Origin of the sequence: Mesorhizobium sp. CC13, from assembly GCF_039907765.1 — a bacterium.
In the GTDB taxonomy this organism is placed as follows: Bacteria; Pseudomonadota; Alphaproteobacteria; order Rhizobiales; family Rhizobiaceae; genus Aminobacter.
The window spans coordinates 66,154-83,463 of sequence record NZ_JARDJI010000005.1 but is presented as its reverse complement, the minus strand read 5'-3'; the positions used below and the strand labels follow the sequence as shown (position 1 = coordinate 83,463).

General features: G+C 66.4%; 19 protein-coding genes. 14 read left to right on the top strand and 5 right to left on the bottom strand.

Going from position 1 to position 17,310, the window contains the following annotated elements; translation table 11 throughout:
* The first annotated feature begins 11 nt into the window (after positions 1-11).
* The 6 genes from PV773_RS09665 (at position 12) to PV773_RS09640 (ending at position 6,015) form a co-directional block, all read left to right on the top strand.
* Positions 12-812, top strand: a complete 801-nt coding sequence (locus PV773_RS09665) for a ketoacid CoA transferase (protein ID WP_347966155.1) — start codon at positions 12-14, stop codon at positions 810-812.
* Positions 813-878: 66 nt separating this feature from the next.
* Positions 879-2,087 carry an acyl-CoA dehydrogenase family protein gene (locus PV773_RS09660; RefSeq protein ID WP_347966154.1) on the top strand — a complete coding sequence of 403 codons (1,209 nt, stop codon included), beginning with the start codon at positions 879-881 and terminating at the stop codon, positions 2,085-2,087.
* Between the two features lie 16 nt (positions 2,088-2,103).
* Entirely contained in the window at positions 2,104-3,174 is a 1,071-nt protein-coding gene (locus PV773_RS09655) for a phosphotransferase family protein (RefSeq protein WP_347966153.1), read from the top strand.
* A gap of 11 nt (positions 3,175-3,185) precedes the next feature.
* The gene (locus PV773_RS09650) at positions 3,186-3,956 is read left to right on the top strand and encodes an SDR family oxidoreductase (protein WP_347966152.1); all 771 of its coding nucleotides are present in this window, start codon (positions 3,186-3,188) and stop codon (positions 3,954-3,956) included.
* Between the two features lie 226 nt (positions 3,957-4,182).
* Positions 4,183-5,388 carry an acetyl-CoA C-acyltransferase gene (locus PV773_RS09645; protein WP_347966151.1) on the top strand — a complete coding sequence of 402 codons (1,206 nt, stop codon included), beginning with the start codon at positions 4,183-4,185 and terminating at the stop codon, positions 5,386-5,388.
* A 21-nt stretch (positions 5,389-5,409) separates the two neighbouring features.
* Positions 5,410-6,015, top strand: coding sequence for a VOC family protein (locus PV773_RS09640; RefSeq protein WP_347966150.1), 606 nt, complete (start codon positions 5,410-5,412; stop codon positions 6,013-6,015).
* A 49-nt stretch (positions 6,016-6,064) separates the two neighbouring features.
* Here the strand turns inward: PV773_RS09640 and PV773_RS09635 are convergent, their stop codons facing one another.
* The 4 genes from PV773_RS09635 to PV773_RS09620 all read right to left on the bottom strand — a co-directional run bounded on the left by PV773_RS09635 (position 6,065) and on the right by PV773_RS09620 (position 9,330).
* Entirely contained in the window at positions 6,065-6,805 is a 741-nt protein-coding gene (locus PV773_RS09635; protein ID WP_347966149.1) for a TetR/AcrR family transcriptional regulator, read from the bottom strand.
* Between the two features lie 184 nt (positions 6,806-6,989).
* The gene (locus PV773_RS09630; RefSeq protein WP_347966148.1) at positions 6,990-7,877 is read right to left on the bottom strand and encodes an SDR family NAD(P)-dependent oxidoreductase; all 888 of its coding nucleotides are present in this window, start codon (positions 7,875-7,877) and stop codon (positions 6,990-6,992) included.
* Positions 7,874-8,752 (bottom strand): SDR family oxidoreductase, encoded by an 879-nt coding sequence (locus PV773_RS09625; RefSeq protein WP_347966147.1) that lies wholly within the window; start codon positions 8,750-8,752, stop codon positions 7,874-7,876. The genes PV773_RS09630 and PV773_RS09625 overlap by 4 nt, the downstream gene beginning before the upstream one ends.
* A gap of 89 nt (positions 8,753-8,841) precedes the next feature.
* Positions 8,842-9,330, bottom strand: coding sequence for a nuclear transport factor 2 family protein (locus PV773_RS09620; protein ID WP_347966146.1), 489 nt, complete (start codon positions 9,328-9,330; stop codon positions 8,842-8,844).
* 127 nt (positions 9,331-9,457) lie between these two features.
* On the opposite strand from PV773_RS09620, the gene PV773_RS09615 reads away from it, so the two are divergent.
* Positions 9,458-9,871, top strand: coding sequence for a nuclear transport factor 2 family protein (locus PV773_RS09615; protein ID WP_347966145.1), 414 nt, complete (start codon positions 9,458-9,460; stop codon positions 9,869-9,871).
* Between the two features lie 6 nt (positions 9,872-9,877).
* Here PV773_RS09615 and PV773_RS09610 read toward each other — a convergent pair whose 3' ends face one another.
* On the bottom strand, positions 9,878-10,645 hold the full coding sequence (locus tag PV773_RS09610; RefSeq protein ID WP_347966144.1) for an SDR family NAD(P)-dependent oxidoreductase: 768 nt from the start codon (positions 10,643-10,645) through the stop codon (positions 9,878-9,880).
* Between the two features lie 190 nt (positions 10,646-10,835).
* Between PV773_RS09610 and PV773_RS09605 the strand changes: the two genes are divergently transcribed.
* The 7 genes from PV773_RS09605 to PV773_RS09575 all read left to right on the top strand — a co-directional run bounded on the left by PV773_RS09605 (position 10,836) and on the right by PV773_RS09575 (position 17,310).
* Positions 10,836-11,966 (top strand): acyl-CoA dehydrogenase family protein, encoded by a 1,131-nt coding sequence (locus PV773_RS09605; RefSeq protein ID WP_347966143.1) that lies wholly within the window; start codon positions 10,836-10,838, stop codon positions 11,964-11,966.
* A complete protein-coding gene (locus tag PV773_RS09600) occupies positions 11,963-13,138 on the top strand; it encodes an acyl-CoA dehydrogenase family protein (protein WP_347966142.1) in 1,176 nt (391 codons plus the stop codon). The genes PV773_RS09605 and PV773_RS09600 overlap by 4 nt, the downstream gene beginning before the upstream one ends.
* Positions 13,139-13,175: 37 nt before the next feature.
* Entirely contained in the window at positions 13,176-13,709 is a 534-nt protein-coding gene (locus PV773_RS09595) for a nuclear transport factor 2 family protein (RefSeq protein ID WP_347966141.1), read from the top strand.
* Positions 13,710-13,753: 44 nt separating this feature from the next.
* Positions 13,754-14,518: an SDR family oxidoreductase gene (locus tag PV773_RS09590; RefSeq protein ID WP_347966140.1), complete on the top strand. Its 765-nt coding sequence runs from the start codon at positions 13,754-13,756 to the stop codon at positions 14,516-14,518.
* 130 nt (positions 14,519-14,648) lie between these two features.
* The gene (locus tag PV773_RS09585) at positions 14,649-15,716 is read left to right on the top strand and encodes a nitronate monooxygenase (protein ID WP_347966139.1); all 1,068 of its coding nucleotides are present in this window, start codon (positions 14,649-14,651) and stop codon (positions 15,714-15,716) included.
* Between the two features lie 14 nt (positions 15,717-15,730).
* A complete protein-coding gene (locus PV773_RS09580; protein WP_347966138.1) occupies positions 15,731-16,489 on the top strand; it encodes an enoyl-CoA hydratase family protein in 759 nt (252 codons plus the stop codon).
* A gap of 20 nt (positions 16,490-16,509) precedes the next feature.
* A complete protein-coding gene (locus PV773_RS09575) occupies positions 16,510-17,310 on the top strand; it encodes an SDR family oxidoreductase (protein ID WP_347966137.1) in 801 nt (266 codons plus the stop codon).

The following is a 17,310-nucleotide window of genomic DNA, read 5'->3' as shown; positions in this document are numbered from 1 at the left end:
TCGGACACGACATGACGACTGCAAAAGAATTCACGCTTGCCGAACTGATCGTAGCGGCCGGAGCGCAAGCCTGGGCCAGCGACGGCGAAGTTCTCGCGACCGGCATCGGCCCGCTGCCGCGCCTGGCGGCCGGCCTCGCCAAGCTGACCTGCGCCCCCGGCATCATGATGACCGACGGCGAGGCCTATCTGGTCGAGGACCCGATCCCGCTCGGGCCGCGCGGCGACTACAAGCCGAAGTTCTCCGGCTGGATGCCCTATGGCCGCGTGTTCGACAGCGTCTGGAGCGGGCGCCGCCACGCCATGGTGACCCCGGTGCAGGTCGACCGCTACGGCCAGGGCAACATCTCCGCGCTCGGCGGCGAGTTCCAGAAGCCGAAGGTCGCCATGCTCGGCGTGCGTGGTTTCCCGGGCAACTCGATCTGCCACAAGAACTCGATGTTCCTGCCGAACCACTCCAAGCGCACCTTCGTCGAGGGCGAGGTCGATGTGGTGGCTAGCGTGGGCTTCAATGCCAGGAACTGGCCGGAGGGCACCAAGCCCGCCGACGTCAAGCTCGGCGTGGTCATCACCGACCTCTGCATCTTCGACTTCAACGGCCCCGACCACGCGGCCCAGGTGCTGTCGCTGCATCCGGGTGTGACCTTCGATCAGGTGCAGGACGCCACCGGCTTCCCGCTGCTGCGCGCCGAAGGCATGACCACCACGGCGGCTCCGACCGAGGAACAGCTGGCGATCATCGCCAAGCTCGACCCGCACAATGTCCGTGCCACCGTGCTGAAGGGCAATCCCTCGGGCGTCCGCGCCGCGTGACGACATCGGCCGCCGGCACCGTTTCCGCCGGCGGCTTCTTCCCGGAATGGCAGTGGCGGACGTGAGATGGACTTCGAATACAGCGCAAAGACCAAGGACCTGCTCGAAAGGCTGAACGCCTTCATGGACGAGCATGTCTATCCCAACGAACGCCGCTACCACGAAGAGGTCGAGGCTGACCGCTGGGGCCATCCGCCTGTTCTCGAAGAGCTCAAGGCCAAGGCCAAGAAGGCTGGCCTGTGGAACCTGTTCCTGCCGGAATCGAACCACGGCGCGGGCCTGACCAACACCGAATACGCGCCGCTGTGCGAAGTCATGGGCCGGGTGCATTTCTCGTCGCAGATCTTCAACTGTTCGGCGCCCGACACCGGCAACATCGAGACCATCGAGCGCTACGGCACCGAGGCGCAGAAGGCGCGCTGGCTGCCCGGCATGCTCGGCGGCACCGTCCGCTCCGCCTTCGCCATGACGGAGCCGGATGTGGCGTCCAGCGACGCGACCAACATCCAGAGCTCTATCGTGCGCGACGGCGACGACTATGTCATCAATGGCCGCAAGTGGTGGATCTCAGGCGTCGGCGATCCGCACTGCGAATTGCTGATCTTCATGGGCAAGACCGACCCGGGCGCCCACAAGCACCAGCAGCAGTCGATGATCCTGGTGCCGATGGATACGCCCGGCATCAAGGTGCTGCGTCCCATGTCGGTGTTCGGCTACGACGACGCGCCGCACGGCCACATGGACATGCTGTTCGAGAACGTGCGTGTGCCCGCGTCCAACATGCTGCTCGGCGAAGGCCGTGGTTTCGAGATCGCACAGGGACGCCTCGGACCTGGCCGCATCCATCACTGCATGCGCCTGATCGGCCTTGCCGAACGTTGCCTGGAGTTGATGTGCCGGCGCGTGAAGAGCCGCGTCGCCTTCGGCCGGCCGATCGGCGAGCAGTCGGTGACGCTGGAGCGCATCGCCGAATCCCGCATCCTGATCGACCAGGCGCGCCTGCTTACGCTGAAGGCCGCCTACATGATGGATACCGTCGGCAACAAGGCGGCGCGCGCCGAGATCGGCATGATCAAGGTCGCAGCGCCCAACATGGCCTGCAAGGTCATCGACTGGGCCATCCAGGCGCATGGCGCAGCCGGCGTGTCGCAGGATTTCGTGCTCGCCAACTATTATGCGCATGCCCGCAAGCTGCGCTTCGCCGACGGGCCGGACGAGGTGCATCGCAACCAGATCGGGCGCCTCGAGCTCGCCAAATACGCCGACATCGGCTGACTTGGGAGGGCGCGCCATGGATGCCAGCCGTTTCGTCGGCACCGAGCCGCTCGCCGCCGACAGCAAGATCGACGTCGCGCGGCTGCATGCCTACCTCAAGGCCAACATCGATGGCTGCGAGGGGGAGATTTCGGTCGAGCGCTTCCGCGGCGGCCAGTCCAACCCGACGATGCTGCTCAGCTTCGACGGCAGGCGCAAGCTGGTGTTGCGCAAGAAGCCGGATGGCAAGCTGTTGCCCTCGGCTCATGCCGTCGACCGCGAGTTCCGCGTCATCAGCGCCTTGCGCGACAGCGACGTGCCGGTGGCGCGCGCCCGGCTGCTCTGCGACGACGAGAGCATCGTCGGCGCCATGTTCTACGTCATGGAGTTCGTCGAAGGGCGCTCGTTCTGGGCGCCGGCCTTGCCCGAGCAGTCGCCGGCCGAGCGCAAGGCGATCTACATGGAAATGAACCGCGTCGCGGCTGCCCTTCACAAGACCGACTACAGGGCGGTCGGCCTGGATGACTTCGGCAAGCCCGGTGACTACGTCGCCCGCCAGGTGGCGCGCTGGACGAAGCAGTATCGGGCCTCGGAGACGGAAACCATCGAGGCGATGGACCGGCTGATCGACTGGCTGCCCGGCAACATTCCGCCGGAGACCCGCACCTCGCTGATCCACGGCGATTTCCGCATCGACAACATGCTGTTCCACCCGACCGAGGCGCGGGTGCTGGCTCTCGTCGACTGGGAGCTGTCGACGCTGGGCGAGCCGATGGCCGATTTCGCCTATCACATGCTGACGTGGCGCCTGCCCAACAAGCCCTATCGCGGGCTCGGCGACCTCGACATCGGCGCACTCGGCATTCCCGACGAACAGCGCTACCGCGACGCCTATCTGAAGGCGACGGGGCAGCAGGGCGTGTCGGATCGCCACTGGTACGCCTATCTCGCCTACAGCTTGTTCCGCGTCGCCGGCATCCGCCAGGGCATCATGAAGCGCGTGGTCGACGGCAATGCCTCTAGCGCGCACGCCCGCGAGGCCGGCGCGCTGGCGCGGCCTGTGGCCGAGTTCGGCTGGCACTACGCGGAACTCGCGATGAGATCGTAAGGGAGGATGGAATGAGCGGACTGTATCCGGCCGAGGGAGCGGCCATAGTCATCGGTGGCAGCGGCGGCGTGGGCGCCGAGATCTGCCGCGTGCTGGCCCGCGACGGCTGCGACGTGGCGCTGACTTACCACAGCAACCAGGCCAAGGCGGAAGCTGCAGCAGAAGCGGTGCGCGGCGAGGGCCGCAAGGCGTCCATCCACAAGCTCAATATCGAGGACGTCGAGGCGACCCGCGCCTTTATCGACGGCGTGGCGGAAGCAAATGGCGGCGTCCACACGGTGGTCTATGCCGCCGGCCCGCTGGTGCCGCTGATCCATCTCAGCAAGATCGAGCCCGAACAGATGCGCAAGCACCTGATGCAGGACGCCTTCGGCTTCTTCAACGTGATCCACTATGCCATCCCGCACCTGCGCAAGGCGCGCGGTTCGATCGTCGCCTGCCAGAGCTCGGCGCAATATCGCTTCGCAGCAGCCGACGGGCTGTCGGTGGTGCCGAAGTCGGCCGTGCATGCGCTGATGAAGGGCGTGGCCAAGGAAGAGGGGCGCTACGGCATCCGCGCCAATGGCGTAGCGCTTGGCATCATCGAGACCGGCCAGCACACCGAGCTCAGCAAGCTCGGCTATATCGACGACAAGTACATGCAGGCCGCAGCCATGGCCACGCCGCTGCGCCGCAACGGCAAGGCCATCGACATCGCCGAGGCCGTTTCCTTCCTCGCCTCCAGCCGAGCCGGCTTCATCTCCGGCGAAGTCATCAACGTCGATGGCGGTTATCACGTCTGATCGTTTCCTCGGCGCGGGCTCCGGTGTCCGCGCCGCCGCCTCCGCAGCGGGCTTTCGCAATCGATGCGTTGCGGATCCGCCGTTAGTCTTTTCAGACGATGTTCAGAGGCTCCGCCGCTCCTAGCAAGTAGTTGGAAAACTTCGGTTCCGGGCGCTTCGCAGCAGAAATGACCTGCGCATTTGCTGTCCGGTTCCCCGCCGAAAACAACTGTTCTGGAGCAATCCTTTGCGCGAAGCCGTCATCGTTTCCGTCGCCCGCACTCCCATCGGCAAGGCCTTCCGTGGCGCCTTCAACGACACCGAGGCCCCGGCGCTGTCCGGGCATGTCGTGCGCGAAGCGGTCAAGCGCGCCGGCATCACTCTCGACGCGGTCGAGGACGTCGTCATGGGCTGCTCGGCCCAGCAGGGCACGCAGGGCTACAACATCGGTCGCCTGACGGCTGCCGCGGCCGGCCTGCCCGACAGCGTGCCCGGCATGTCCATCGACCGCATGTGCTCGTCGGGCCTGATGGCCGTGTCGATCGCCGCCAAGCAGATCATCGTCGACGGCATGGAGACGGTCGTCGCCGGCGGGGTGGAATCGATCAGCCTGACCCAGAACAAGCACAAGAACAGTTTTCGCGCCCGTTCGCAGGCTGTCACCTCGCAGTGGCCGCACATGTACATGACGATGATCGAGACCGCCGAGATCGTCGCCAGGAAGTACGGCATCAGCCGCGAAGCGCAGGACGAGTTCTCGCTTGCCAGCCAGTTGCGCACCGCCGCCGCCCATCAGGCCGGCCGCTTCGACGACGAGATCGTGCCGATGGCCTCGCGCAAGATGGTGATCGACAAGGAGACCAACGAGACCAGCTTCCACGACGTGACGCTGGCGCAGGACGAAGGTTTCCGCGCCGACACCAATCTCGACGGCCTTGCCAAGCTCAAGCCGGTCTTCGCCGACGGCGAGGTGATCAAGCTCGGCGAATACGTCACCGCCGGCAACTCGTCGCAGCTGTCGGACGGCGCTGCCGCACTCGTGGTCATGGAAGCCAGGCGGGCCGAACAGCTCGGCCTCAAGCCGCTCGGCGCCTATCGCGGCATGGCGGTCGCCGGCTGCGCGCCCGAGGAAATGGGCATCGGCCCGATCTTCGCGGTGCCGAAGCTGTTGCAGAAGCATGGCCTCAAGGTCGACGATATCGGCCTCTGGGAGCTCAACGAGGCCTTCGCCAGCCAGGCCGTCTACTGCCGCGACACGCTGGGCATCGATCCCGACAAGGTCAACGTCAACGGCGGCGCCATCGCCGTCGGCCATCCGTTCGGCATGACCGGCGCGCGCACCACCGGCCACGTGCTGATCGAGGGCCGTCGCCGCAGCGTGAAGTACGGCGTCGTCACCATGTGCGTCGGCGGCGGCATGGGCGCTGCCGGCCTGTTCGAAATCTTCAACTGATCGGGCATTTTGGGGGGGACGATGACCGCAGCCGAGTTCGGACAAGCACGGGGCCTCAAGCCCATACTGGGTCCCGCAACCCAGCTCGGCTTCGTCGTCCGTGACATCGAAAAGGCGATGCGCCATTGGATCGACGTCTTCGGCGTCGGTCCCTTCATCTTCATGGAGCGCGGCGTCAGCCAGCCGGTCAGCACCACCTGGCATCGCGGCCGGCCGGTCGAGGTCGAACTGCGGCTTGCCTTCGGCTATATGGGCGACGTGCAGATCGAACTGATCGAGCAGACCAACGACGCCTCGTCGCCCTACACGGACTTCCTCGGATCCGGCCGCGAGGGCCTGCAGCATCTCGGCTTCTGGGTGCATGACCATGCCGAGGCGACTGCCAGGGTGGAGGCAGCCGGCTATGAACGCGACTACGAAATCCGCATCGCTGGCCAGGACCAGCCGATCCTCTACTACCGTTCGCCCGACCTCTACGGGCCGATGCTGGAGATCGTGCCGCCGATGTGGCGCCGCTCGCGCCAGGCCGTGCTGGACCACATCCGCGCCTACAAAGGCACGGATCCCGTCATCCGCTTCGACACCTACAGCGCCTTCATCCAGCACGCCGGCGTGAAGTTCGATTGAACTGATCGCGCCAAGTCATTGGCCTGAAGCCGGAATTTGTCGCCGGTTCCTACTTCACCAGCTTCTCCAGCTCGTCGAGCTGCTGGCGCAGGCCGGCAATCGTCTGGCGCACCGCCTCGGCGTCGCGCGGCTGGTCGTGGTGGGCGCGTAGGCCGGCCAGCGCCATGTCGGCGATGATCTCCCCGATCTCTATGGGTGTCTTGGCGCCTGACGGCGAGTACCAGCGCGATGTCCAGTTGGCCATGCCGATCACGGCAAAGGCCGTGACCTTGGGGTCGACGGTCCGAAACTCGCCGCTGCCGATGCCGTCGGAAATGCAGTGCACGTAGAAATCGTAGATGTGCCGGCGGCCCTGGTTGTAGATCGGCCCGAGCGCCTCGGGGATCTGGGTTTCGAGGCGCGACAGGAGGATGAAGCGCGAGCCCGAGGACAGGCGACGAACGATGCCGTCGACAATGGCGCGGCGCAGCCGTTCCGAAGCCGACAAGCCGGGTTCTGCCATCAGCTCCTGCAGCCGGTGCGAAGGCGTCAGCGCCTCCGACTCGACCAGCGCCGCCAGCATCTCCTCCTTGTTGCGGAAGTAGTGGTAGACGGCCGAACGGCCGAGGCCGAGCGCCTGGGCGATGTCGTTGATGCTCGTCTGGGCATAGCCCTTGCTGTCGAACAGCTCGGCGGCGATGTCGATGAGCTGCTCGCGCACCAGTTCCTTGCGCGGGTTCGTGGCGGCGCGCGCCAGGCCGTCGCGATCGAGGGTGTCCGTGCCGTTCCCGCCTGCGTCCATCTGCGCCATACGCACCATCCTGCTCACCGCCAGGCCTCCCGTCCGGTGGGGAGTACCGCCCGCGATCCCGAAGCGATCAACCGTGGGTCGAATCGTCCGCCGCCGGGGCTTCCGGCGATTGGGAGTATAATACGGTTCGCCGCCGTGTAAGCCTGCGGCGAGGCAGGATTTGTCGCGCTCTCGACAGGCATCGTCATTGATCCGCGTTCTCGATGTTTGAAATGGGCTGGTAGAGCGGCGCGCCGAACAGCGGTCGCCGTGAAACAGGGCGACGGCCGTCAGCATCGCTGACACCGTAGCGCTCGGCGAGTTCGGTCGAATAGAAGGTGCCGCCGCTCAGCGCGATGGCGTCGCCCGCCCTGTGGATCGCCGCCAGGATGCGCCCGATGAAGAACGGCGTTTCGATATGCGGCAGGTTGCCGGCGTTGTCGCCGACCACACCGCCCGCGGCGATGCCGGCAAGCGTGCGCTCGGTGCCGATCAGGCCCGGCCAGAGCGAGATCGCGGCAACGCCGTAGGGCCGCAGCTCATGGGCCATGTCGTGGGCCAGCTTGTCCTGGCCGGCCTTGCCGACGCCGTAGGGCAGGCTGTGGCGATAGACCTTGCCGCCCGGCCCGGAGGTGTTGGCGATGAGGCCGGACCGCCGGCGGACCATGATGGGTGCTGCGAAGTGGCTTGCCGCATAGCTCGAGCGCAGGCCGACATCGATCATGTCGCGCCACAGCGACAGCGGGCGCTCCCAGAAGTTGCCGTCGGGCACGGCCCAGTCGGGCATGGCGAAGGCGTTGTTGACGAGCAGGTCGAGCCGGCCCTGTTCGGCGTCGACGCGCTTGAACAGGGCTTCGGTCTGGCCGTCGTCGAGGTGATCGCACAGGGCCACGATGCCCTTGCCGCCGGACTGGTCGACCGCTTCGGCTGTGTCGCGGACCGTGCCGCCCCAGGGGCCTATGGCCTGACGGTCGCTGCGGCCGGTGCAATAGACGGTGAAGCCGGCTTCGCCCAGCGCAATGGCGATGCCGCGGCCGAGACCGCGGCTGGCGCCGGTGACGACCGCGACCGGTCTGTTTTCCGCTGCGCTCAATTCGGTTTCCTCTGGTAGCCGAGGCCGAGCGGCTGCTGGTTGTCGGCCAACGTTTCGGCGAAGGCCGCGCCTACCGCTTCATAGCTCCAGTCGCCCTCGATCACCGGATCGGCGATCAGCGGATGGGTGACGAAGGACAGTTGCTTGCCGGCGATGCGGACGACCTGGCCGTTGATCTTCTCGGCGGCGTCGGAGAGCAGGTAGCTGACCACTGGCGCATTGACGTCAGCGTCGGGCAGGGCGGCATAGTGCACCTCGCGGCTCGCCGCCTGCTCGGCCATCAAGGCCTTGTTCTGGGCGGCCATTGCCGTTTCGGCCAGAGGCGACAGCGCATTCACGCGCACGCCGGTGCCGCGCAGTTCCATGGCCCAGCTGTAGGTCAGGGATGCGACCCCGCCCTTCGTCGCGCCGTAGCCGCCAAGGGCAATGTCGCCGGCCTGCGATCCCGAGGCGACATTGATGATCGAACCGCCCTTGCCGGCTGCGAGCATGCGCCGTGCCGCATGGCTGGCGCAGGCAGCGGTGCCGATGAGGTTGATCTCGACCATGCGCCGCATGTCGGCTTCGGTGAGATCGAGGATCTTGCCGATGCGCAGGATGCCGGCGTTGTTGACGATGCCATTGATGGCGCCGAAGGCGTCTATGCAGGCGTCGACGAGCGACTGCGCATAGCTCCAGGACGAGACGTCGCCGGCATGCGCGACGGCCTTGCCGCCAGCAGCAGCTATCGAATCGACCGTCGACTGTGCGGCCTCCGCGCTGATGTCGTTGACGACGATCGCCGCACCTAGCCCGGCCGCGTGGCGCGCATAGGCAGCGCCCAGGCCCGACCCGGCGCCGGTGATGACCACCGCCTTGCCCTCGAGTGATTTCATGTCGTGTCCTCCGGCCGGCCACCATGGCGGCACGTGCCGGTCCGGACATCCCACGTTCGGACGATGCCAGCGGGGATGCCCGTTGGGCCTCAGCCTTCCCGCTTCACACCGCTCGACAGCAGGTCTCGCGCCTCCGCCTGGCCGTTGAGCAATCGGTTGACACGGTTCTGCACGCGCCAGCCGTCAGCCGTGCGGACGAGTTCCCAGCGATTGGCGCTGGCCCGCTCGACGCGCCAGTGGTCGCCATGGATGAGGTAGACGCGCGAATAGCCCGTGGCCACCGCCTTGTCGCCGTCGACGGTGACATGCGGCATGCTCAGCACATGGGCGCAGCCGTCGGCGACGTAATGGACATGCGGCTCGATATCCACCAGCGAACCGACCCTTTCCGCGCCGACGAGCGGATCGCCGCCGAAGTCATAGGCGCCGTCCTCGGCCCACAGCGATGCCGTGACGCTGCCGGTGCGGCTGTCGACGGAGGGGCCGTAGGTCGCGAACAGCTGGTAGATGGCCAACTGGTCCTCCAGCCCCTTGATGCGCGCTTCCAGCGCCGCAAGGCGTGCCTCGATGTCAGGCATGTCTTTTCCTTCCTTGGGCAGTCGGCTCCATAGCTGCTGCCCTGGATGCGTCCGCCATCGTTCGTTTGGAGGATGAACCCGTTTTCGACAGACGCGACGCTGGTCCCGATTTCAGGGGAGGACGAACATGGATCTGGCAGACCGGATCGCGGCCGAGCATGAATGCGCCAGGCTTGTGCAGCGCTATTGCATCCTCGTCGACGGCTACCGGCACGAGGAGCTGGTGGGGCTCTGGGCGCCCGACGGGTTGTGGGAAACCTGGAAGGGCCCGCTCAAGGGTCATGCCGAAATGCGCGCCTATCTCGACGCCAAGGCGCAGACCGACACCACGATCCACATGGCGCACAACGTCGTCATCGACCTGATCGACGCGGACCATGCGACCGGCGTCGCCTGCTTCACCTATCACGGCAGCAGCCGCGACGACCCGAACGCGACGGTGGCTCGGGTCGTCGGGCGTTACTTCGACCGCTTCGTGCGCAACGCCGACGGCTGGCGCTTTGCCCACCGGCGCACCGACATGACCTTTCGCACCGGCTGACCTTGCTCAGCCCACCGTCTGGGCGCCGTCGACGACGAGGACGGCGCCGGTGACGAAGCAGGCCTCGTCGGAGGCGAGATAGGCAAAGGCGCTGGCGATGTCCTCGGGCTCGCCGCTTTCCTTGCCGGCGAGCTTGGGCGGCTTGACCATGATGGCGGGGTCCTGGTCCTCGATCGGCTGCAGGCCGGTGCCGATTTCGGTGCGCACCCGGCCGGGGCAGATGGCGTTGAAGCGCACGCCCTTCGGCGCATATTCCGTCGCAAGCGACTTGGTCATGGCGATGATACCGGCCTTGGAGGCGGCATAGGCGGCGGCGTAGGCGATGCCCTGCAGGCCGGCGGTCGAAGCCGTCGACACGACATTGCCGCGCGATGCGACAAGCGCCGGCAAGGCCTGGTGCACGACATGGAAGACGCTTTCGAGGTTGATGCCGAAGACCAGCGACCAGTCGTCGCCGGTCTGGTTGGCGAAATGGTCGCGGCGATAGATGCCGGCATTGTTGATGAGGCTGTCGAAGCGGCCGTGGAGCGCCAGGGCCTCATCGACCATCCGGCGCGCCGAGGCCTTGTCGGCGGCGTCATAGGCAAGCGCATCCGCGCGTGTGCCGAACTGTTCCTTGGCTATGGCGCAAACCTGCCTTGCACCTTCGAGGTTGCGGTCGGCGAGGATCAGCGTCGCCCCCTCGGAGGCGAGGCGCAGGGCGGTGGCGCGACCTATGCCCGATGCGGCGCCGGTGACCAGCACCACCTTGTTGTCGAAACGCTTGAGCCCCATAGTCTCCTCCAGTGCACTGCGCGACCGCTTCGCACCGGCCGTCGGCAGCGAGTAGACTAGTCGGGGTCAAGCGCCAGCATCCCACATTTGGACGATGTTGCTGGCGCCGGCCGGTGGCATCCGGCATGAAGCGCTTCGTTGCCGCATCAGGCGCAATGGCGTCGCTCCAATCCGTGCCCGACAGGACCGCATGCTCGAATTCACACCAGACCAGCAGATGATCCGCGAGGAAGCCCAGCGCTTCCTGCGCGAACAATCGTCTTCCGAAGCGATCCGGAGCGTCGTCGATGCGGGTGCCAGCCACGATGCGGCGCTGTGGGCCAGCATTTCGGGCGAGCTCGGTTGGTGCGCCATGGCGGTCCCGGAGGAATTCGGCGGGGTGGGACTTGGTGCCACCGAGGTGGCGATCCTGATGGAACTCACCGGTGCGCGTCTTGCCTGCGTGCCCTTCTGGTCGACGGTGTGCCTGGCGGCACCGCTGTTGCAGTCGGCCGGAAACGAGGCTGCCAAGGCCAAGTATCTTGCAGCCATTGCCGCAGGCGAAATGGCCGTGACCGTCGCCTATGCCGATCCTTCTGCGGCCGATCCGGCGGCGACGGTTGCGGTCAAGGCGACGCGCACCGCGACAGGTTACAGGCTGGACGGCAGGGTCGCCCACGTCGTCGATCTCGAAGTGGCCGATGTCGTGCTGGTGCCGGCGGGGCTCGAGGATGGGACGACGGCGTTGTTTGCGATGTCACGGGGGTCTGGCCAGACCATCACGCCGTTCAAGGTCCTGGACGGCACCCGGCCGATCGCTTCGCTCGATCTCGCCGTGGAAGTCCCGGCAGACAGCCGCATCGACGACGGCAGCGTGGGTGCCGACCAGTTCGGGCAGGCGCTGGCCTTTGCCAATCTCGGCCTCGCGGCCGAACAACTCGGAGCTGCGCAAGGCGCGCTCGACGTCACGCTCGCCTACATAGCCGAACGCGTCCAGTTCGGCCGTACCATCGCTTCCTTCCAGGCGATCAAGCATCGCTGCGCCAAGCTGGTGGTCGACATCGCCGAGGCACGCTCGCTGGTCTTCGGCGCGGCGGCGAGCCTGGGCGAGGGCGCCGACAACGCCCTGGAGATTTCTGGCGCCCGCGTGCTCGCTTCCGACCTGCAGTTCCGCGCTGCCGAGGAAGCGATCCAGTTGCATGGCGGCGTCGGCTTTACCTGGGAATACGACCCACATCTCTATTTCAAGCGGGCGCAGGCGAGTGCAGCACTACTCGGTTCGCACGACGCCCATCTCGACGGCATTGCCGCGTCCGTCTTCGGCGACGGAGGCCTGAAATGAGCGATCTGATCGCATTTCGCACAGAAGTGCGCGAGTGGATGGCAAGGCATCTCGCCGGCAAGTTCGCGGAGCTGAAACATCGCGGCGGTTCGGGCGAGGGCGATGTCCTGCCGCAATTGCGCAAGGAATGGGAGCGCGAACTGGCTGCCGGCCGGTGGACCTGCCCGGGCTGGCCGCAGGAACATGGCGGGCGCGGGCTTTCCGTCGCCGAGCAGGTCGCCTTCCAGGAAGAGTACAGCCGGGCCGGCGGGCCGGGTCGCATGGGCCATATCGGCGAGGGCCTGATGGGGCCGACGCTGATCGCCTTCGGCACCGAGGACCAGAAGAAGCGCTTCCTGCCGGGCATTCTCAGCGGCACGGAATTCTGGTGCCAGGGCTATTCCGAGCCGAGCGCCGGTTCCGACTTCGGCAACATCAAGACCCGCGCCAAGCTCGACCCAGAGACCGGCGACTGGATCGTTTCGGGCCAGAAGGTCTGGACCTCGCTCGCGCATCTGTCCGACTGGATTTTCGTCGTGGCGCGCTGCGAGGAAGGCTCGGTCGGCCGCAACGGCCTGATCTTCCTTTTGATGCCGCTTGCCCAGCCGGGTGTCGACATCCATCCGATCAAGCAGATCGGCGGCGGCGCCGAGTTCAACTCGGTGTTCTTCGACGGCGCCCGCGCCAAGGCCGGGGACGTCGTCGGTCAGCCCGGCGATGGCTGGAAGATCGCCATGGCGCTGCTCGGCTTCGAGCGCGGCATTTCCACCCTTGGCCAGCAGATGAGCTTCCAGCAGGAGCTCGACCTGATCGTGGAGATCGCCAAGGAGAACGGCTCCGACCGGTCGCCGGCGATCCGCCAGCGCGTCGCCCATGCCTGGACCGGCCTGCGCGCCATGCGCTACCTCGCCATGCGCGTTTTGAGCGACGACCAGTCTGCCGAAACGCGGCGCGAGGCGCTGACCTACAAGTACCAGTGGTCGAACTGGCACCGCGACCTCGGCCGCCTCGCCATGGACGTGCTGAAGATGGACGCCAACGTCGTCTCCGACGATCCGCGCCGCGAGCGGCTGCAGCAGATGTTCCTGTTTGCCCGCGCCGACACGATCTACGGCGGCACCAACGAAATCCAGCTCAACATCATCGCCGAGCAGGGCCTCGGCATGCCCAGGGAGCCGCGCGGCAAGCTGTAGAAGGCAAGGGCGCGCCTGAGCCAGGGAGGAATTTGGCATGGGCATTCGGGAGGCAGACCTCGAGGAACTCGCGGCGCGCGACGCGCTGCGGCGGCTGGTGACGGCCTATTCGCGGGCGGTCGACCGGCGCGATTTCAAGCTGCTGCGCAGCCTCTACCACGACGAGGCCTTCGAGGAGCATGGCGACATGTTCGTGGGCGGGCCGGACGAATACATGGCCTTCGTCGAGAAGGCGCTGTCGAACTATGCCGCGACTGCGCACTACGTGGTCAATACCAGCTTCGAGATCGATGGCGACCGCGCCGAGGGCGAGGTCTACAAGATCAATTACCACCGCAAGCACGGCCCCGACGCGCACGAAGTGATCACCGGCAGCCGCAGCCTCGACCGCTACCGGCGCGACGACGGCGAATGGCGTTTCCTCGGCCGCTCGATCACGCTCGACTGGTCGACCAGGCGCGCCGTCGACCCCGACGCTTACAGCGATTTCGCCGCAGGCAGCCCGCTCGGGCGGCCCGGGTCGGACGACCTGTCCTACCGGGTCCTCGCGCTTTTCGGCCGCCATGGCTGACGATTTCACTCATTCGCAGACAAGATTTCCCGAGGGAGGAAAGCATGACTGACCAGAGACAATTCGCCGGCAAGATCGCCGTTGTGACCGGCGCCGGCAACGGCATCGGCCGCGCGGCGGCGATCGCCTATGCGCAGGAAGGCGCCGATGTCGCGATCCTCGACCGCGAGGCCGAGGCGCTGGCCGAAACCGCCGAGCTGGTACGCGCCCTGAACGTCAAGGCGCTGCCGCTCGTGGGCGACATGATGAACCAGGAGGTGGTGACCGACAGCTTTGCGCGCATCAAGCGCGAGCTTGGTCCTGTCGACATGCTGCTCAACAACATCGGCCAGACCGCGCGCGAGAACTATTCGGAATTCTGGCAGGCAAAGCCGGAGACGCTGCAGTTCGTGATCGGTGTGTCGCTGATGACGACGCTGATGTGCACGCGCCAGGTTGTCGAGGACATGCGCGAGCGGCGCTCGGGCAAGATCGTGTCGATCTCGTCGGATTCGGCCATGAACGGCGACATCGGCACCGTCGACTACGCCTCGGCCAAGGCCGGCGTGCTCGGCTTCACCCGTGCGCTCGCCCGCGAGCTCGGGCCGTTCAAGGTCAACGTCAACGCCGTCTGCCCCGGCCCGACCAACACGCGCGCCATGCAGCGCATCCCCAAGGACGCCTATGAGCGCGCCAGGAACATGATCCCGCTCGGCGAGCTGAGCGAGCCGGAAGACATTGCAAACGCTGTGATTTTCCTGTCGAGCGAGAAGTCGCGCTTCATCACCGGCCAGACGCTGATGGTCAACGGCGGACGCGTCTTCTACTGATCGTTTTCGTTAGTTCATTCAGACGATGTTCCGCTTTGTGCGGCGCATCATTTGAAACAGGACGGTGCGATCGCCCTTATGCCATCGAGCAACGGGCGGTCGCCGGAACCTCCAGCGAGAGAGAATGCCCATGAGCCTGCATACCGTCCTGTGCGAACGCCTCGGCAGCCGCTACCCGGTGGTGCAGACGGCCATGGGCTGGGTCGCCGACGCCAACCTCACCGCCGCGACCTGCAACGCCGGCGGCTTCGGCTTCTTCGCCGGTGCGACCACCGAGCCGGGCGACGTCGAGAACCAGATCCTCGCCATCAAGTCGAAGACCGACCGTCCCTTCGGCGTCAACTTCCACATGTTCCAGCCCAACGCCGAGGAAGTGATCTCGGTCGTCATCAAGCACAAGGTGCGCGCCGTCAGCTACGGCCGCGGCCCCGACGCCAAGACGATCAAGCGTCTGAAGGACGCCGGCGTCGTCTGCATGCCGACCGTCGGCGCGGTCAAGCACGCGGTCAAGGCGGTGGAACTCGGCGCCGACATCATCACCGTGCAGGGCGGCGAGGGCGGCGGCCACACCGGTGCCGTGCCCACGACCATCCTGTTGCCGCAGGTGCTGGATGCCGTGAAGGTCCCGGTGGTTGCCGCCGGCGGCTTCTTCGACGGGCGCGGTCTTGCCGCTGCCCTCGGCTACGGCGCGGCAGGCATTGCCATGGGCACGCGCTTCCTGATGACCAAGGAATCGCCGGTGCCGCGTTCGGCGCTCGACCGCTACCTCGCCACCAGGGATCCGACGCTGATCCGAACCACCACCGCCGTCGACGGCTTGCCGCAGCGCTTCATCGAGAACGCCGAGATCAGGCGGCTCGAGAACATGAGCCTGCCGGCGCGCCTCGCCATGAGCATGAAATATGCCCGCCAGTGGGGCAAGGAGAGCGGGCTTGGCCCTATCGCCATGGCCAAGCTCGGCCTCAGGGTGCTGTCGAGCGGCGAGAACAGCTTCGCCCAGACCGTGATGGCGCCGAACCTGCCGACGCTGGTGCAGCGCGGCGTCGTCGAGGGCAACACCGAAACCGGCCTGCTGCCTTCCGGCCAGGCCGCTGCCATGATCGACAGGCTCGAGAGCTGCGAAGAGCTGATCGCCCGCATCGTCGGCGAGGCGGAAGCGCGGATCAAGGCCGTCTCGGCGCTCGTCGCCGCCAACTGATTGGAGAGAATTCGATGAGCGACCAATTCTGGACCAGGATCGAAGACGGCATCGCCGAGCTGGTGATCGAGAACGCCCCCGTCAACGCGCTCGACAGCATCGGCTGGCGCAGGCTCTCGCAGGAGATCGACGCCCTGAACGCCAACGCCGAGGTGCGCGTGATCGTCATCCGCGCCGAGGGCAGGGGCTTCTGCGCCGGCGTCGACATCAAGGAGCTGCAGAAGCATCCCGAGCGCATTCCCGAAGTGAATGCCGGCAATTGGGAGACCTTCCGCGCCATCCATCGTGGCCTGAAGCCGGTGATCGTGGCCGCCCACGGCTACATCCTCGGCGGCGGCATCGGCATCTGCGGCTCGGCCGACATCATCCTGTGCTCGCCCGACGCGACCTTCGGCGTGCCCGAGGTCGACCGTGGCGCGCTGGGTGCGGGTGCGCATCTACAACGGTTGTTTCCGGTGCAGAAGGTTCGCCAGATGTACTTCACCGGCGAGCCGATCGATGCGGCCGAAGCCTATCGCCTCGGTGCCGTCGAGAAGGTCGTGCCGCGCGAGGAACTGCGCGACGCGGCCATCAAGCTTGCCAAGACCATTGCCGCCAAGAGCGCGATCATGATCCGCCTTGCCAAGGAAGCGCTGAACGGCATCGAGGACGGCGACCTCGAGAAGAAATATCGCTGGGAGCAAGGTTTTACGGCCCAGGCCTACCTGACCCAGGAATCGCAGGAGGCGCGCGACGCCTTCGTTTCCAAGCGCGACGCCGACTTCAAGAAGTAATCAGACCGGGACGCCCCACGATGACTGCCACCAAGATTTTTCCCGCGCCGCCCTATGTCGAGGGCCATGGCCTGCTCAAGGGCCGCTCCGTGCTCATCACCGCTGCCGCCGGCGTCGGCATCGGCTTTGCCGCCGCCCGCAAGGCGATCGAGGAGGGCTGCCGCGCCATCATGATCTCCGACGTGCATGAGCGTCGCCTGGCCGAAGCGGCCGCGAAGCTGCGCGAGTTCTCAGCGACGGTCGAGATCTACAGCCAGCTCTGCAATGTCACCGACGAAGAGCAGGTCCAGGCGCTGGTCGACGCGGCCGAGGAAAAGCTCGGCGGCATCGACGTGCTGATCAACAATGCCGGTCTCGGCGGTTTGAAGCCTGTCGTCGAGATGACCGACGCCGAATGGAACCTGGTCCTCGACGTGACCCTTACGGGCACGATGCGCATGACCCGCGCGGCGCTGAAGAAGATGCAGCCGCGCGGCAAGGGCGCCATCGTCAACAACGCCTCCGTGCTCGGCTGGCGCGCCCAGAAGGGCCAGTCGCATTATGCCGCCGCCAAGGCCGGCGTGATGGCCTTCACCCGCTGCTCGGCGGTGGAAGCCGCCGAATACGGCATCCGCATCAATGCGGTCTCGCCGTCGATCGCCATGCACGACTTCCTCAAGCGCTCGGCGCCGCAGGAACAGCTCGACGCGCTGGCGAGCCAGGAGGCCTTCGGTCGCGCGGCGGAAGTTTGGGAAATCGCCAACGTCATGATGTTCCTCGCCAGCGACTATGCCGGCTACATGGTCGGCGAGATCGTCTCCGTCTCCAGCCAGAGGGCCTGA

Bases quoted from the DNA above. Each gene is read 5' to 3' on its own strand.
- PV773_RS09665 (WP_347966155.1), top strand. From the start codon at position 12: ATGACGACTGCAAAAGAATTCACGCTTGCCGAACTGATCGTAGCGGCC.
- PV773_RS09660 (WP_347966154.1), top strand. From the start codon at position 879: ATGGACTTCGAATACAGCGCAAAGACCAAGGACCTGCTCGAAAGGCTG.
- PV773_RS09655 (WP_347966153.1), top strand. From the start codon at position 2,104: ATGGATGCCAGCCGTTTCGTCGGCACCGAGCCGCTCGCCGCCGACAGC.
- PV773_RS09650 (WP_347966152.1), top strand. From the start codon at position 3,186: ATGAGCGGACTGTATCCGGCCGAGGGAGCGGCCATAGTCATCGGTGGC.
- PV773_RS09640 (WP_347966150.1), top strand. From the start codon at position 5,410: ATGACCGCAGCCGAGTTCGGACAAGCACGGGGCCTCAAGCCCATACTG.
- PV773_RS09635 (WP_347966149.1), bottom strand. From the start codon at position 6,805: ATGGCGCAGATGGACGCAGGCGGGAACGGCACGGACACCCTCGATCGC.
- PV773_RS09625 (WP_347966147.1), bottom strand. From the start codon at position 8,752: ATGAAATCACTCGAGGGCAAGGCGGTGGTCATCACCGGCGCCGGGTCG.
- PV773_RS09620 (WP_347966146.1), bottom strand. From the start codon at position 9,330: ATGCCTGACATCGAGGCACGCCTTGCGGCGCTGGAAGCGCGCATCAAG.
- PV773_RS09615 (WP_347966145.1), top strand. From the start codon at position 9,458: ATGGATCTGGCAGACCGGATCGCGGCCGAGCATGAATGCGCCAGGCTT.
- PV773_RS09610 (WP_347966144.1), bottom strand. From the start codon at position 10,645: ATGGGGCTCAAGCGTTTCGACAACAAGGTGGTGCTGGTCACCGGCGCC.
- PV773_RS09605 (WP_347966143.1), top strand. From the start codon at position 10,836: ATGCTCGAATTCACACCAGACCAGCAGATGATCCGCGAGGAAGCCCAG.
- PV773_RS09600 (WP_347966142.1), top strand. From the start codon at position 11,963: ATGAGCGATCTGATCGCATTTCGCACAGAAGTGCGCGAGTGGATGGCA.
- PV773_RS09595 (WP_347966141.1), top strand. From the start codon at position 13,176: ATGGGCATTCGGGAGGCAGACCTCGAGGAACTCGCGGCGCGCGACGCG.
- PV773_RS09590 (WP_347966140.1), top strand. From the start codon at position 13,754: ATGACTGACCAGAGACAATTCGCCGGCAAGATCGCCGTTGTGACCGGC.
- PV773_RS09585 (WP_347966139.1), top strand. From the start codon at position 14,649: ATGAGCCTGCATACCGTCCTGTGCGAACGCCTCGGCAGCCGCTACCCG.
- PV773_RS09580 (WP_347966138.1), top strand. From the start codon at position 15,731: ATGAGCGACCAATTCTGGACCAGGATCGAAGACGGCATCGCCGAGCTG.
- PV773_RS09575 (WP_347966137.1), top strand. From the start codon at position 16,510: ATGACTGCCACCAAGATTTTTCCCGCGCCGCCCTATGTCGAGGGCCAT.